At 29.9% G+C, this 13283-nt stretch carries 23 protein-coding genes; all 23 read right to left on the bottom strand.

Going from position 1 to position 13283, the window contains the following annotated elements; genetic code table 11:
- Nucleotides 1-35 precede the first annotated feature (35 nt).
- The gene (locus tag Q5O44_RS14245; protein ID WP_022169122.1) at nt 36-641 is read right to left on the bottom strand and encodes a hypothetical protein; all 606 of its coding nucleotides are present in this window, start codon (nt 639-641) and stop codon (nt 36-38) included.
- Between the two features lie 62 nt (nt 642-703).
- On the bottom strand, nt 704-925 hold the full coding sequence (locus Q5O44_RS14240) for a hypothetical protein (protein WP_022169121.1): 222 nt from the start codon (nt 923-925) through the stop codon (nt 704-706).
- Nucleotides 926-944: 19 nt separating this feature from the next.
- Nucleotides 945-1361 carry a hypothetical protein gene (locus Q5O44_RS14235; protein WP_022169120.1) on the bottom strand — a complete coding sequence of 139 codons (417 nt, stop codon included), beginning with the start codon at nt 1359-1361 and terminating at the stop codon, nt 945-947.
- 14 nt (nt 1362-1375) lie between these two features.
- A complete protein-coding gene (locus Q5O44_RS14230; protein WP_022169119.1) occupies nt 1376-1930 on the bottom strand; it encodes a hypothetical protein in 555 nt (184 codons plus the stop codon).
- Between the two features lie 11 nt (nt 1931-1941).
- Nucleotides 1942-2280 carry a hypothetical protein gene (locus tag Q5O44_RS14225; RefSeq protein ID WP_022169118.1) on the bottom strand — a complete coding sequence of 113 codons (339 nt, stop codon included), beginning with the start codon at nt 2278-2280 and terminating at the stop codon, nt 1942-1944.
- Complete coding sequence (locus Q5O44_RS14220; RefSeq protein ID WP_022169117.1) at nt 2277-2618, bottom strand: hypothetical protein; 342 nt, start codon at nt 2616-2618, stop codon at nt 2277-2279. Before Q5O44_RS14220 ends, Q5O44_RS14225 begins: the two co-directional genes overlap by 4 nt.
- Nucleotides 2615-3037 (bottom strand): hypothetical protein, encoded by a 423-nt coding sequence (locus Q5O44_RS14215; protein ID WP_022169116.1) that lies wholly within the window; start codon nt 3035-3037, stop codon nt 2615-2617. The genes Q5O44_RS14220 and Q5O44_RS14215 overlap by 4 nt, the downstream gene beginning before the upstream one ends.
- 1 nt (nt 3038) lies before the next feature.
- A complete protein-coding gene (locus tag Q5O44_RS14210; protein WP_022169115.1) occupies nt 3039-3344 on the bottom strand; it encodes a hypothetical protein in 306 nt (101 codons plus the stop codon).
- A 42-nt stretch (nt 3345-3386) separates the two neighbouring features.
- Nucleotides 3387-4442: a major capsid protein gene (locus Q5O44_RS14205; RefSeq protein WP_022169114.1), complete on the bottom strand. Its 1056-nt coding sequence runs from the start codon at nt 4440-4442 to the stop codon at nt 3387-3389.
- Nucleotides 4443-4460: 18 nt separating this feature from the next.
- Nucleotides 4461-4829, bottom strand: coding sequence for a hypothetical protein (locus tag Q5O44_RS14200; protein ID WP_022169113.1), 369 nt, complete (start codon nt 4827-4829; stop codon nt 4461-4463).
- 12 nt (nt 4830-4841) lie between these two features.
- Nucleotides 4842-5450: a phage scaffolding protein gene (locus Q5O44_RS14195; protein WP_022169112.1), complete on the bottom strand. Its 609-nt coding sequence runs from the start codon at nt 5448-5450 to the stop codon at nt 4842-4844.
- Between the two features lie 108 nt (nt 5451-5558).
- Nucleotides 5559-5750, bottom strand: a complete 192-nt coding sequence (locus Q5O44_RS14190) for a hypothetical protein (protein WP_022169111.1) — start codon at nt 5748-5750, stop codon at nt 5559-5561.
- 17 nt (nt 5751-5767) lie between these two features.
- Nucleotides 5768-6079, bottom strand: coding sequence for a hypothetical protein (locus Q5O44_RS14185; protein WP_022169110.1), 312 nt, complete (start codon nt 6077-6079; stop codon nt 5768-5770).
- Complete coding sequence (locus Q5O44_RS14180; protein WP_302638232.1) at nt 6079-7023, bottom strand: hypothetical protein; 945 nt, start codon at nt 7021-7023, stop codon at nt 6079-6081. The genes Q5O44_RS14185 and Q5O44_RS14180 overlap by 1 nt, the downstream gene beginning before the upstream one ends.
- On the bottom strand, nt 7016-8566 hold the full coding sequence (locus Q5O44_RS14175; RefSeq protein ID WP_022169108.1) for a phage portal protein: 1551 nt from the start codon (nt 8564-8566) through the stop codon (nt 7016-7018). Before Q5O44_RS14175 ends, Q5O44_RS14180 begins: the two co-directional genes overlap by 8 nt.
- Nucleotides 8566-9906, bottom strand: coding sequence for a PBSX family phage terminase large subunit (locus Q5O44_RS14170; protein WP_022169107.1), 1341 nt, complete (start codon nt 9904-9906; stop codon nt 8566-8568). Before Q5O44_RS14170 ends, Q5O44_RS14175 begins: the two co-directional genes overlap by 1 nt.
- 2 nt (nt 9907-9908) lie before the next feature.
- Nucleotides 9909-10778 (bottom strand): terminase small subunit, encoded by an 870-nt coding sequence (locus Q5O44_RS14165; RefSeq protein ID WP_022169106.1) that lies wholly within the window; start codon nt 10776-10778, stop codon nt 9909-9911.
- A 156-nt stretch (nt 10779-10934) separates the two neighbouring features.
- Nucleotides 10935-11144 carry a hypothetical protein gene (locus Q5O44_RS14160; protein ID WP_022169104.1) on the bottom strand — a complete coding sequence of 70 codons (210 nt, stop codon included), beginning with the start codon at nt 11142-11144 and terminating at the stop codon, nt 10935-10937.
- Between the two features lie 257 nt (nt 11145-11401).
- Nucleotides 11402-11977, bottom strand: a complete 576-nt coding sequence (locus Q5O44_RS14155; RefSeq protein ID WP_022169103.1) for a sigma-70 family RNA polymerase sigma factor — start codon at nt 11975-11977, stop codon at nt 11402-11404.
- Nucleotides 11961-12113 carry a hypothetical protein gene (locus tag Q5O44_RS14150; RefSeq protein WP_022169102.1) on the bottom strand — a complete coding sequence of 51 codons (153 nt, stop codon included), beginning with the start codon at nt 12111-12113 and terminating at the stop codon, nt 11961-11963. The genes Q5O44_RS14155 and Q5O44_RS14150 overlap by 17 nt, the downstream gene beginning before the upstream one ends.
- A gap of 29 nt (nt 12114-12142) precedes the next feature.
- Entirely contained in the window at nt 12143-12463 is a 321-nt protein-coding gene (locus tag Q5O44_RS14145; protein ID WP_022169101.1) for a hypothetical protein, read from the bottom strand.
- Nucleotides 12464-12506: 43 nt separating this feature from the next.
- Nucleotides 12507-12824, bottom strand: coding sequence for a hypothetical protein (locus Q5O44_RS14140; protein ID WP_022169100.1), 318 nt, complete (start codon nt 12822-12824; stop codon nt 12507-12509).
- Entirely contained in the window at nt 12824-13267 is a 444-nt protein-coding gene (locus Q5O44_RS14135; protein ID WP_022169099.1) for a single-stranded DNA-binding protein, read from the bottom strand. Before Q5O44_RS14135 ends, Q5O44_RS14140 begins: the two co-directional genes overlap by 1 nt.
- Between the last annotated feature and the right edge of the window lie 16 nt (nt 13268-13283).

Raw genomic sequence — 13283 nt, 5'->3', positions numbered from 1 at the left:
TCTTACGAAAGCTCTTTTTAAATTTATATATTTAATTATCTATTAACTTTTACTTTAAATTCCTTATTCTCATCAGTCATTCTTGAGAAACTTATATAAACATATTCTGTATTAACATCTCTCAACTTCCAAGTATATGTTTTAATTACCTTTTCGCCCTTAGCTACATCAACATCATAATTAGTCATATCATTATCCCAGCCAGTAGACATTACCTCTAAAATGTAATTACTATCATCTTTTACCTTTAGATCTCTAGCCTCAATTGCTACGCAACCTGTTTCTACTTCATTACCACTACTGTCTAATGCTCTCCCATTAAATGAAATGTTATCTATCTCGAAGGTAATTTTCAATCTTTGATCATTATTAGTATCCCCAGAATGAACTCCTAAATACTCAGCACTTAAAACAGTAAATTCATATTGACCTTTTTCTGTGTCAGCTAGGAATTTTTCTCCTTCATTAAGATACTCAGTTTCTACAATTTCATTTGAAGTAGTATTTTCATCAGTACTTGTTTCAACATTATCTTGAGAATCAATAGTTACTGTTTTATCTGCAGTTTCGTTTTTATTTGCTGTATTTCCACAACCTACAAGACTAATTCCCATTAGTAAAATAATTAATAATTTTTTCATTCATTAAACCCCTTTATTTAATTTATCATTAATAATTATTCTACATTTTATGAAATTTTCCTTTATTTTTTATACTTCTTCAAATTTTCTTGCATTGCTGCAATTAATTCAGAGTTATTTGTTCTCTTTTCTTCAATTACATCATTCCATTTAGGCTTGTTAATCCAGTATTCTTCTATATATTGTTTTCCATTTCGAGTTACTTCCCTAGTAGATTTATTAGACAGTATATACATACATGCTTCATCAAATTTAAATGCTTCTGCTGTATTTTCTATCCCCATAACCTTACTAGGTCTTTCATTATACTTTTCGCTTATTCTCAGTATTCTTAATATTTGACTGCTTTGTACGAAAGGATATAAGCCCATTTAACCCCACTTGTGTAAAGTTAAATATTTGCATTAATTGTAAATCTGTCAACTCTAAACCTATTTCCTGTAATTCTTCAAAAGTAGGCTCCACCATGGCAGCTTTTGCAACAATAGTGAATAATTCATTTCTTTCTTTTAAGCTAACAACATCTCTTTTATCACTAGATCCATTAAAAACAATATAAGCTGCATTTAATAATTCATTTGGTATTTGTCCATTTCCTGCTAAATTTAATAAGCTTGGCCTTTTTAATTTGCAAATAAACGGCGTTTCATCCCAACCTGGTAACTCTACCTCAATTCCTTTTGATAACTTCTTTAATTCCTCTATTTTTGTAACTGCCATGTGTTACCCTCCTTCTATTCTGGTAATCCTTCTAAAATTGTTAAGTCATAAGGTGCTCTCCCAGATGGTGTTCTTGATGAAATTGTATATGATGGTGTCATAAACTCTCCATCTTTAAATGAGAATGACGCTGGTTTTCCTTTGCATGAAGGGAAACTAAATTTTGCATATTTCTTAGTTTCTCCATCTATATCCTTTTCTTCAGAATAGATGTTAAGAGTAAATAATGTTCTTTTAACCGGCTTACCAACTACCGGAGGATTGTATCCAGTAACTTTATTCTCACTCTTTACCAGCGTACCACCATCTACAATTGCAAGTACTTCTGGAATAAAGTTTGCATTCTTCATATTAATATCTGATCCATACTGAATATCTTCAGTTCTATTAACAGCATGAATTACATTCTTTGTTCTATGAATAGTTTCTTGCCCTTCACTTGTTACAGCAGTATATGTAGCTTCATCTGCTGTATCAAATCTATATGTTTTTGAAACCTCTTCCTCTGTAATTATTTCAGCTCTTACGATATTTACTAAAGGAATTTCTGTTAAATTTTCAACTGACATAATATCACCTCTTATACTAATTTTCTTTTAACTTCATACATAACTGAAAATGTTAATGCTTTCTTATCATTATCAGTTATAATTGATGTTTCACTTCCTGTATATTTAATAGATTTACAATCTTTTAATATACTGATAACCTGCTTTTTGAAGTCATTACACTTCATGAATTCATTTTCTGGTACAAAAAAAATGATGTCTATATAGCTAGTACCATTAATACCATTATCGCTATTAGTTCCATCATCTTTTAATACAACATATTTTCTTAAGCATTCACCTTTATGCTGTCCTATAAAATAAGTATCAATCCCATTAGCACTTAGTAAATCAAATACCTTTATAATCATTTAATTATACTCACCCACCCTCTCACAATCTCAGGTCCTAACTTCTTTATAGTAGGATTTAAAATTGCATATTTCTTTTCATGGGCTAGCTCTAACCATTTAAAATGAGGTGTGTGCCCTGCAATAGTAATTTTCTGATTATTGCCATGTGAATTAACTGTAGAATCTATAGTCTGCCTTGAATTACCAGTAATATCATGCCACTTAGCATTACTCTTTGCATAATTAACCATCTTTTCACCTGATACTTCTGCATATTTTCTAGTTCCTACTTTAACTTTCATTTCAAAATTTCCTAAGCCTTTAAAAATATCTGAACAATCTAATTTAAAACTCATACTACTTCATACTCACTATTATTTTTAGTGATAATTAAATCTTTAATAGACATACCATCTTGCTTTTCTAATTTCATCAGGCAATATATTTTCATATTCTCTCCTGGATCTATTACTTTGTAGCAAATATCATCTATAAAAATATAATCTTTTTGTTCTATAGCTGCAGTTTTTTCATTATAGACTGCTATAAAGTTTTTATAAGACTTAGGAAGTTCAAGCCCATTATTAGTTAATTCAATTGTAGATTTTGTATTACTTTCATCACTATATAAAACACCTTCTATTTCACAAATTTTACTGTAAGCTTCTAACTCTTTATACTTGCTGTATTTTTCCCTTACAACAATACCTACAGATGGCATTTGCTTTATAGCTTGTGCAACTTTCTTTTTAACATAATCCTTATTTATGGCCACACTAACACCTTCTCATCCTAGTTTTATATCCAGTTGTAGAAGATGAATTACCACTTGCATTTAATTTCTTTGATTTTTCAAGATATTGTACTGCTAACTGTACCCAAAAAGCACTACCAGGTGATTCTATTTCAATAGGCCCTACTTTTACAGATGTATCACCATCAGCTTTTAAATAGCATAACTCACTAGCCGTTTTATAAACATCATTATTATTTTCCTTTAAAAACTCTTCCAATGTATCTTCATCAAAGTATGGATACTTATCTTCTAAAAGTAGTATCTTTAATTTTTCTATTTGGTCCATATTCCCCTCCTAAAATAGATAGAGGGAATTGCTCCCCTCTTATTAATATACCTTTGCAATTAACATTCCTTTAGGATTGTCTAGTTGTGGCATACCTATCATAGATACTTTTGTATCAACTGTTACTGGATCCTCATTTACCATAGTTGTTATTGCTATTGCTGTTTTAACAACTGATGTATCAATCTTTTTAGAACCATATATTTTATCATACTCTTCTGGAGTGAATGAGTACTTTGATTTCCCTAAAGTACCTTCTGGGATAAATGAAATTCTTCCATCTTCATAGAAGTTTTGTGATTCACCATCTTCATTAATGAATGAACCATCTACAAACGCAACTGATAAACCAAATCTGCTCTTTAAGTAATTTAAAAATTCAATTTGAGTAATAATTAAGTTTGAAGTAGGAGTAACTGCAATCATTCTATTTGCCATATCATTTTTAATAGCTGTATTAATCATTATTGTATTTTCAAAAGTTTCCTCTGTCATAATAAGACGAGTAGGCTTTTTTCTACCAGCCTTAACAAATATTTTTTGCCATTTAAGGATATCTCCTATAATATCAGCAGATGCAACATTCCATTTTTTATCGCTATTTAATGTAATCTTTTGATTTGCAGGAATGTTGAAATCTACTACAACATCACCTTCATCTGTTACAAGGTTAATTGCACCAAATTGAATTACTTGAGCTCTCATTCTTCTCATTTGATTAATACCACCATCAACCAAATTCGCATAGTTATCAAATACTTTCTTCATTAGATGTTCAATAATCGTTTGATTCCCACTATTTTTGGCTTGAATAATATCTCTTCTTGTCTTTTCGTTGATACCTATTGATTCTTTGAAAAATGGCATTTCATGCTTTTTAATGTCTACACTTGCATTCAATGCTCTCTTTTTAGCAGCCACATCGAATTGAGATACCTTTAATACTTGTACTCTTTCATCTTCTGCTTCAGCTTGTTCAATTTCCATGCTTAACTGTTTATCATCTGGGAATAATACACTATCTAACGTGCTTTCTGCTGGTAATTTATTAATATATAATGCAATGTTCTCTGAGTTTAAAAATTCTTTTAAATCCATTTATATCACCTCTTACTTTTATAAAAATTTGATCATATTTAATGCAGCTTTTTCATATTCGCTTACTGTTCCTGAAGTATATTCATTTATCCTTGCTTCACTTAAAAATCCAAAGATACATACTGAACCTATCTCAGTACCTGTAGAATTGTTAAAATCTACATCATTCACTAATACTCCATAAGCTGTTGAAGCAGCACTTGAGCTTCCTTCAGTTGCTATAGAACCATCCTTAGCAATTCTTGTACCTGCTGGTAATATTCCATTTACTAATTTTGAATTTACTGTTGTTTTGGTTAATTTAATATTTACATTCATAAAATTAGAACCAGCAACAGCAAATATATCCTTTTGTTTAGTTCCTACTGAATAACTTGATTGTCTCACTTAAAACACTCCTTATTTAAAAAACTTATCTACTTCATGTGCTGTATTTATCTCAGCTGTCTTTGTCTCAACCATTCTATCAACAAAAGTTTTATTTTCACCTTTATTGTCATGGCTACCTTTTCCTCCACCTGTTGTAAAGTCCGGTGCTCCAGGCACTTCCTTTTCAAACAAGAATGAATTTTCTTCTTTAATAGTCTTTAGTTGCTCATCTAATCCTACTATCTTACCATCTTCATACTTGATCTTCTCCATATCTAATAAAGCTTTAACTAGCTTAGTGTTTTTAGACTTAGAACCTTTTAAGGCATCTTCTAAAGCATAGTTAAAATCTTTTTCTGTTAAGGCCTTTTCATAATTGGCCTTAGTAGTTTCAAACTTAGATATTTCATCTTTAAGCTTTGTATTATCAATTTCTAAAGCTTTTAAGTTTTTAATAGTATCATTAGCACTAGTTAATTGAGTTTCTAAATCCTCTTTTTTCTCTTTCAACTTAGCATAGCGAGTATCAATATTCTCTTCGCTAGTTGTATAGATTTTGTTTTCTTTCATAGATTTAGTAATAGCCTTTATTTGGTCATCACTAAGCCCTTGAGCTTTTAATAATTCTTTAAAATCCATATTGTACCTCCCTACGATTTTTACATCTTTTCTGATGAATAGTTGGTATTAGAATTGTTCTTTTACATCTGCAACTCTAAAAAAGATATAATAAAAAGCCTTAGTTTCCTAAGACTTTACCGATAATTTCAAAGCACTTTTGTCAAAATTCATATTTTTAATAGACTTAATACAATGCTTGAAAATTTTATCTCTTGTTTTTGCATTTTTACATTTACCGCCCCAAATAGCTATAGAGTGTATTTTTCTAAACTCTGGTGCAAATTTATATAAATCAAATTCCACAACAAAATTAGCCATGATTTATCACTCTCACTTTATTTCTCAAAAAATTTTATAAATCTAGCATTTAATTCAATATTTCTATTCTTTAAATCTTCTGCCTTTTTATTTATCTCTTCAAGATCCTGAAATGTAAGTTCTTTCTTTTTCGATTCTTCATAAAGTCTTTGAATCTCTTTAGCATTATCTTGCATTTCTCTATTTTGATATGCAATTAAATACTCATGCTTACACTTAGGACATTTAAAGTACATCTTTGATATATCCTCTGTAACCTTAACTGTCTTTATTTTATTTTGAGTTAACTTAAACTCTTTTTCACATAAATCACATACTATTTTCTTCATCATGCCACCAACTTATCTAATTTAGAATTACTTGCCCCATGTATCCAATCATTTATTTCACTTGCTATATCTTCTAAATCCTTTGTAATAACACTGGTCATATAGCACATACAGTTAGGATGTTGAAGAGGTACATTACTCTTTTTAAATACTCCTTGACCTAAACCATAATCATTCTGATTTGCATATTCATCACATATATCACCATAAGGCATTCTGCTACCATGAGCATTTGATAAATTCCACTTAATACCTTCAACATAAGGATTTCTTTTTGCTTTACTTATAAACTCAGCTTGATAAACTTGACTGATAGTTGTCCTTATAAGTCTAAGTGAAGAATTTTCAATCTTACCATATGTCTTAGTTATATCTCCTACTTTAGAATTAACTCTTTTTCTAGGATTAACATATTGTTCTAATCTTTTCGCTATTTCTTTATAGCTATTCTTCTCCACAATGCCCTCTAGTAAGATTTCTCTTATGTTGTTGTATGTTTTATCACTATAACCCCAAATACGCTCAGATAAGCTCCTATTATCTTTATAGAATGAACCTCTTATTATTCTGTTTATTATTTTAATGTCACTTGAATAAATTATATCTAGAAGCTCCTTATCAATATCAAGGTTGTATTTGCCATTTATGAAGCTAAAAAAGTCTCCATCTATTTCAGCAGCTAACTTTGATGATTCATTGATAGAATTTTTAGAAAGATTGATTAACTCATTGTTTAATGAATTTATTTCACTTTTCAAATACTTTTCATAGTCACTTAACCATGCTCTGGTAGCTGCTCCATTAGTCTTAGGAATCTTACTTATTATGTTATTAGCGCATTTAATATAGAGCTTCCTTATTTCTCTTATACTTTCATCAGTAAGATTATTTCTTTTCTTTATACTTTCAATAACTAGCTGTTCATAAATTTTTTGACTACTCATCATCTAAATCACGAACCTTTTCATCTTCCTCTTCCATATTCTTAATTCCATCTTTTTTAGTGTCACTATCATCATCAGAATAATTTGCAGTAGCAAACTCTGACATTTCAGTACCTGCAAATTCACTTTGCTCTTTAAGTATTTCTTGGTAAGCTCCAACAAAATCATCTTCATTACTAAATTCTTTAAGATAAGATTTAACTGATCTAACTTTATTACTTACTTCAGAAATAGCCATTGTCTTTTTCTCTTCTTCATCTGAAGGAATAGGATAATTATGATTAAAAATAAGAGTAAACTCTAAATCATTCCACTTAGGATTAAATCCTGGAAGTTTAGCTTCTTGTGCTATTGAAATAATATATCTTATTACTTCTTCAAGTACAGGGCCCCAATCATTCCACTTTTCTTCACATCTTGCTATCAAGTCATTATAAAGATACCTCATAGCCTTGGCTGATGGAATATTATTCATATCATCTAAACTAGGCATATCTAAGATAAAATTCATATCTTTTTCAGCTCTATCTAAATATGTCTCAACTGCATTAATTCCAGTTAAACTATATTCTGACTTGCTTATAGTTGCCTGCTTACCTTCTGTTAAAGCTTGTGCATCAGTATGTATAGCTCTTAATGCTCCTGGTGCAACTTCAAACTTATTTACATCATCTTCATTACCATCTACTACATTTTCAGTTCCAAATAAACCGAATTTAATTGCATCTGCTGCATCTGATATTGTTTTATTATATTGATTTTGAATAGGCTTTAAATCATGTAAATCAGTTTCCCCAAATTCTTCTCCAAGTTCTCCACCATTCTTAATTAACCATACTGGTATCTTATTTATATCAAACCCTATCTCTTGTTCTTGCTCTTCAATTGGATTTAATAAATCACTTCCATTAAATTTTTGCTTGCAATATACAGCTTTTTCAGGCTCATTTTCTTCGACTTTTTTATAGTAGAATTTATGAATATAATATATTTTTTTATCCTCTTCATTCTCATGGTAGACATTATTTAAATCTTCCTGAAAAAATCTAGCCTCCATTACTTGGCCATCAATTTCCTTATATGAAAAGTTTTCAATATCTTCATATCTTAGATTAAGCTTACCTTTTCCAGCAGCTGCTCTAAGCATTACTCTTTTCTTAATTGTAGACATCAAGAAAGCTTGTCTTGTCTTTTTCCAAAATAGATTCTTTCTAAGTGTATCATCTATGAACTTTCTAAGTTCCTCAGCTGTTTCTTTTTGTTTTTTATCAGCTGGAATAATAAGAATATCTGGCTCCTTACTAAACATCCATCTAGCTTGCTTTCTTAGAAGAGGCTTGACCTTATTTCTTATATCTTGAGTAGGTATGTAATCTACATCATCTTTCTCTTCCCAGTTTTGTCCCCAGTATGAAGGTTTCTTAAGTGCAATATCTCTATCTTCACATGCCCCTCTGTAAAAATAATAATCAAATTCTACTTTTCTTCTTTCTGATTTCTCCCTTGAATCTAAGTTTAAAAGTGTTTCTTTAATCGTACTCATTAGAAAATAACACCTCCTCTTTTATTTCTAGTATTGTTTTTAATGACATTTCTACCCTTCTTATATAGCTTGTCATCATATTTTTGCTCTTTTAAATTTGATACTTCATAACCATCTAATCCGTACCAAATAGCACTAAAAGTATGTGGATCTATATTGAATTCATCCTCAATTATTTCTCCATCTTTATTTTCAGCAAATGTTAAATCTTCAAGTTCATTTATAGTATTGGTACAATTGCTAGAACAAACTATTTTTTTAAATCTTTTGACTTTCTTAGTGTTTTGAAGTCTTGAGCCTGGGAATTTCTTAGCTCCAAGCATGTTAAAACCTTCTTGCCTGTAAAAGCTAATGGTTTTAGGTTCTGCACTATCTGCCCTTATTAATTCCTTACTTTCTTTAAATTCAGCAATTTCTATAGCTGTCTTATCATCTGTCATTTGATTTTTATAATATTCCCAATAAATATATAAAATCTTTTCTTCATCATCTATAGCCATTCTAATTAACGCATTATATGAAGTTTCAAATCCAAAGTCCATTCCAACTCTTTTAATACATTTATTAATTTTCTTAATACTTGTAATAACTTCATGATGAGGACGTACTTCAAATTGTGGTAAAACTCTTTTCCCATTAATTCCAAATTGGCCTTTTCTAGCTATTCTATATAAGTCCGGATCATATACTTTAAGTTCTTCCAATTGCTCTATATAACTTACTGGTAAAAATAAATTATCGTCAGCAGTTGAATGATGATAATACGTATCTTTTATAACTATAGTCTTTTCTTTATATAATTGCTTATCATCTAGTATGAAAACACCATTCTTTGAATCATTAAAAAAGTGTTTATAACACCAATTACTTTTAGAAACTGGATTAGTTGAAAGTATCATATGTAGTTTTAATGTGGGATGCCTTAATCTTCCCAGTAATTCCTTAAATCCTGCATATTTAACCTCAGAACACTCTTCTATCCATATCAAAGAGACATTATTAATTGATTTAAGCTTTGCTGGTTTATCCATACCTTTAAAAATAATCTTACTACCATTTGGAAATCTTATTTGCATAGGAGATGTAATACATCTTACTCTATCATCAATTCCTAAATCTATTATTATTTCCTCTAGTAATGAATAGCACGAATCTCTTATAGTATCATAGACCTCTCGAACTACTAATGCTGTTCGCTTTTCTTCTAACAATTTAAGTATTATCTTAGTTGCTATATGGTAGCTCTTAGAAGAACCATAACCACCAACTAAAAAATAGTTTTTATAATTCCAATCAAATATAAAATCTTCAAAACGTGGATTAACTTCTTTTTCAATCATTACTAATCCCTCTCTTTTCTCTTGATTAATATTTCTATTGGTTTATCCTTATCTGTATTAACTAGCTTATCAACTTCACCTTTAAGTTTATCTATTCTTAACTTTTGTTCAAGTGTTCCTTCTCCATAGTGTTTATCAATCCATTCTAAAGCTTTCATTTTATCATGGAGTTTTACTTTTACACCATCTTTACCCTCTGATATCTCACTTATAATTGTTGTATCAACATCTTTACTTTTATTCAAATTAACCACATTATACTTTCTAGTCTTTTGTTCTCCTGTTTCAGGATCAATTACTGGTTGATAGCTACCATCTTCATTCATTTTCCAAATCTTTTGCTCTTCATGTCCAAAGCTTAAATAATCTCCTATATCAGCAAATGCAATTCTCATGTAAGTTTCAAATAATCTTTTATTTAACAGTTTAGCCTCTACTTCCTGCTCCTCTAAACACTCTTTAGTAAGTCTATCTATTTCTTTTTTAATGTTAGGTTTTTTTAGGTTTTTACATCCTTCTACTTTAGCTGTAGCATAACTACAATCATAAGCTTTCTTATATGCCTTAGTAGCATTAAAATCTTCAATATAATAAATGCAAAAAAGCCTTTGCCTATCATTTAATTCAGTATTCTCTATTACCTCCTTAACCTCATCTGCAATTGGCTCTCTCTTTATACTTTTATTATTAACTTTTTTATTCGAACGTTCATTATTATTTTGCGAACGTTCGCTATCCCATCCGTATGTTTTCTTCCATCTACGGACAGTCCCATCTGGTATATCTAGCTCTCTAGATATCTCTATAAGCTTATACCCTTTTTTATATAACTCATAAGCTTCGCTTACTTTTTCATTAGGTGCCCTTGCCATTACATCTACACCACCCGCTCCTGGAATTAAACTATATATTATACATTCATTAAGTAATACCCATTATGAGTAGTCTTTACCTTCTTACCTAATTTCCTTAATTTCTTTGCTTCAATCTTACTAATCTTTTTCATATTATGTTTACCTACCTTATATCTATTTAATTTGCTTTAATGCACCTTTTTCTCTTTTATATACTGCATGTTCCATACATTCTCTTGCATCATCTGTACTTCCAACTACATTTACTTTTTTACTACTACAATGAGAACATACTAAGAACCCATTTAAATCAACCTGTCTAAACAAAACTATTGTAGTCTTTTTGCACTTATTACATTTTAAAATTAAATATTCCTTTTCCATACGCCCTCACCCCCTCATAAAAAGCATAATAAAAAGCACCTGCTTACTTGCAGATGCTCTTTACTCGTATCAATTGTATTGGCTAGAATAATAATGATAAAATCATCTATAAATATTTTACCATATTTTTTAAACTACATTACCCTTATTTTATGCACTTTTTATGCAGTTATTTAATTAATTCTTTCATAATACTTTCACTTCCAAATATTCCTTGTACCGAAGCAGTACCACAAAGTACCGTATTTTAGTACCGCTTATTTGGTCCTCTTCCAATCTTCCCATCTATTTATATCAGCTATTATCTTCTGTTTAATCCTGTTTACTTGACTCTGACTTATGTTAAGTTCCTCTGAAATCTGTTGCTCTTTCTTTTTAAACTTATACTTTAATTCTATTAGCTTGTACCATTCTGAATTAAGTGATTGAATATTATATTCTAATATAGCATTATCTAATTCTATCTTGTCTATTAGCCCCAACAGTTCTTCTTTCTCTAATTCTTTTTCATGCTTTCTCTTTATCTTTAAGTCAGTAATTCTCATTACTTCTCTTTCAGCATAACTCATTCCATCACTTGAAGTTTGCACTCTTTCATCAAATGAAGGGCTTGAGCTTTCTTCCTCTAATGTTATATTGCAGGTCCTTAAATCATTGTCTATCTTTTCTATCTGCTTATCTAATATTTTTATCTGATGTTTTAAAGCATCTATTCTCTTTTCTTTATTAAAATAATTATAAAGCATCTCTTCTATTTTTTTAAATTCTTTATTCCCTTTATCCCCATTTCTATTATCCATATTCTCACCCTTTGCATTATTTATTAAATTCAAACTTCTCTCCAGTTCTCTTATTCACAAATATAAACACCTCTGGAGTATCTCTTTCTGCTAAGAACTCTCTTGGATCCATACCATTCTCTATAACTATTTTCTTTTGTTCTCTAGTGAGCTTTTTTAACTTCTTCATAAATCCTCCTATTTTCTATGAATTATGAACTAATATCCTAATCTATTGTCATACTCAATGCTTGCTTTTAATATATCTTTTCTATCATCTTCTGTTACTTCAATAACTTTCTCATAAGTTTTTTCAAATATGTCTGGTTTACATGGATAAAATTCACCATTAATACCTTTTATTACGTAATCCCCAACTTTAGCTTCCATAACTCCTTCTAATGTTTTTATATATAATTTATTACAAGCCCTACCTATTTCCCCACTTTTTAATTGAGGTAATAACCATTCAACACTTTCGTCAGTTCCATCAAATTTAACAGCTTCTATTTCAACTGGTTTTTTTCTATATTTACTCATTTTTACACCTCTATAATTTAATTCTCATTTTAAACAATTACTGTTATAACTCTATAAAGCTTAATTGATAGGGTTTTAAACTACTCTTATCTTCATCTTTTAAAAAGTCATCTATCTCTAATTGATTGCCTTTTATCTCTTCTATATTATCCTCTTTACTCTCTTGCTCAATAGATAATTTCATCTGCCCATTATCTTGAAAATTCTTTTTGCATTTATAATTAGTTCTCTGCTTATAAGTTCCTGTTACCCTACATTTACCCCTACACAGCTTTTTACCACTGTTGCTTATCTTTTGCTGATAGTGAATACAAAAGTTACATGTATTCCTATCAGTCAAAGTTTTTCTTGATGTATCCATTAGAATGGCATATCTCCATCATCTACTGGTGTCATATCACTATCAAATCCCATATCTCCAAATGCATCATTATTATCATTACCTGGATTGCTATTTCCTGTGCTTGAATTATTTCCATTACCTTTTGATAAAAAGCTTACTCCATTAATCATATCTGCAACTACTTCTGTAACATATCTCTTAGTACCATCTTTTGCATCATAAGATCTAGTTGTAATTCTACCACTTATAGCAATTTGACTACCTTTTATCATATATTGAGCTGTATTCTCAGCTTGTTTTCCCCATATTACTACTGGTATAAAATCTGCTCCTTTCTCACCAGTTTTGCTATTATAATTATCAACTGCTAAAGTTAATGTTGTTACTGCTGTTCCATTACCTGGAGTATATCTAAGCTCCGGATCCTTTGTTAATCTTCCAATTAAAATTACCTTATTCATGTTTCTACCTCTTTTC

It is taken from the genome of Clostridium sp. CAG:221 (assembly GCA_000435835.1).
Classification (GTDB): Bacteria; Bacillota; Clostridia; order Clostridiales; family Clostridiaceae; genus Clostridium.
The sequence above is the reverse complement of the archived record's forward strand: the minus strand, read 5'-3'. Positions and strand labels throughout refer to the sequence as shown.

What these genes read in the sequence shown, in the direction of transcription:
- Q5O44_RS14180 (WP_302638232.1), bottom strand. Translation starts at nt 7,023, where the DNA reads ATGAGTAGTCAAAAAATTTATGAACAGCTAGTTATTGAAAGTATAAAG.
- Q5O44_RS14245 (WP_022169122.1), bottom strand. Translation starts at nt 641, where the DNA reads ATGAAAAAATTATTAATTATTTTACTAATGGGAATTAGTCTTGTAGGT.
- Q5O44_RS14145 (WP_022169101.1), bottom strand. Translation starts at nt 12,463, where the DNA reads ATGAGTAAATATAGAAAAAAACCAGTTGAAATAGAAGCTGTTAAATTT.
- Q5O44_RS14190 (WP_022169111.1), bottom strand. Translation starts at nt 5,750, where the DNA reads ATGGCTAATTTTGTTGTGGAATTTGATTTATATAAATTTGCACCAGAG.
- Q5O44_RS14230 (WP_022169119.1), bottom strand. Translation starts at nt 1,930, where the DNA reads ATGTCAGTTGAAAATTTAACAGAAATTCCTTTAGTAAATATCGTAAGA.
- Q5O44_RS14165 (WP_022169106.1), bottom strand. Translation starts at nt 10,778, where the DNA reads ATGGCAAGGGCACCTAATGAAAAAGTAAGCGAAGCTTATGAGTTATAT.
- Q5O44_RS14240 (WP_022169121.1), bottom strand. Translation starts at nt 925, where the DNA reads ATGGGGATAGAAAATACAGCAGAAGCATTTAAATTTGATGAAGCATGT.
- Q5O44_RS14220 (WP_022169117.1), bottom strand. Translation starts at nt 2,618, where the DNA reads ATGAGTTTTAAATTAGATTGTTCAGATATTTTTAAAGGCTTAGGAAAT.
- Q5O44_RS14195 (WP_022169112.1), bottom strand. Translation starts at nt 5,450, where the DNA reads ATGGATTTTAAAGAATTATTAAAAGCTCAAGGGCTTAGTGATGACCAA.
- Q5O44_RS14210 (WP_022169115.1), bottom strand. Translation starts at nt 3,344, where the DNA reads ATGGACCAAATAGAAAAATTAAAGATACTACTTTTAGAAGATAAGTAT.
- Q5O44_RS14235 (WP_022169120.1), bottom strand. Translation starts at nt 1,361, where the DNA reads ATGGCAGTTACAAAAATAGAGGAATTAAAGAAGTTATCAAAAGGAATT.
- Q5O44_RS14225 (WP_022169118.1), bottom strand. Translation starts at nt 2,280, where the DNA reads ATGATTATAAAGGTATTTGATTTACTAAGTGCTAATGGGATTGATACT.
- Q5O44_RS14140 (WP_022169100.1), bottom strand. Translation starts at nt 12,824, where the DNA reads ATGGATACATCAAGAAAAACTTTGACTGATAGGAATACATGTAACTTT.
- Q5O44_RS14150 (WP_022169102.1), bottom strand. Translation starts at nt 12,113, where the DNA reads ATGAAGAAGTTAAAAAAGCTCACTAGAGAACAAAAGAAAATAGTTATA.
- Q5O44_RS14135 (WP_022169099.1), bottom strand. Translation starts at nt 13,267, where the DNA reads ATGAATAAGGTAATTTTAATTGGAAGATTAACAAAGGATCCGGAGCTT.
- Q5O44_RS14205 (WP_022169114.1), bottom strand. Translation starts at nt 4,442, where the DNA reads ATGGATTTAAAAGAATTTTTAAACTCAGAGAACATTGCATTATATATT.
- Q5O44_RS14185 (WP_022169110.1), bottom strand. Translation starts at nt 6,079, where the DNA reads ATGAAGAAAATAGTATGTGATTTATGTGAAAAAGAGTTTAAGTTAACT.
- Q5O44_RS14160 (WP_022169104.1), bottom strand. Translation starts at nt 11,144, where the DNA reads ATGGAAAAGGAATATTTAATTTTAAAATGTAATAAGTGCAAAAAGACT.
- Q5O44_RS14175 (WP_022169108.1), bottom strand. Translation starts at nt 8,566, where the DNA reads ATGAGTACGATTAAAGAAACACTTTTAAACTTAGATTCAAGGGAGAAA.
- Q5O44_RS14170 (WP_022169107.1), bottom strand. Translation starts at nt 9,906, where the DNA reads ATGATTGAAAAAGAAGTTAATCCACGTTTTGAAGATTTTATATTTGAT.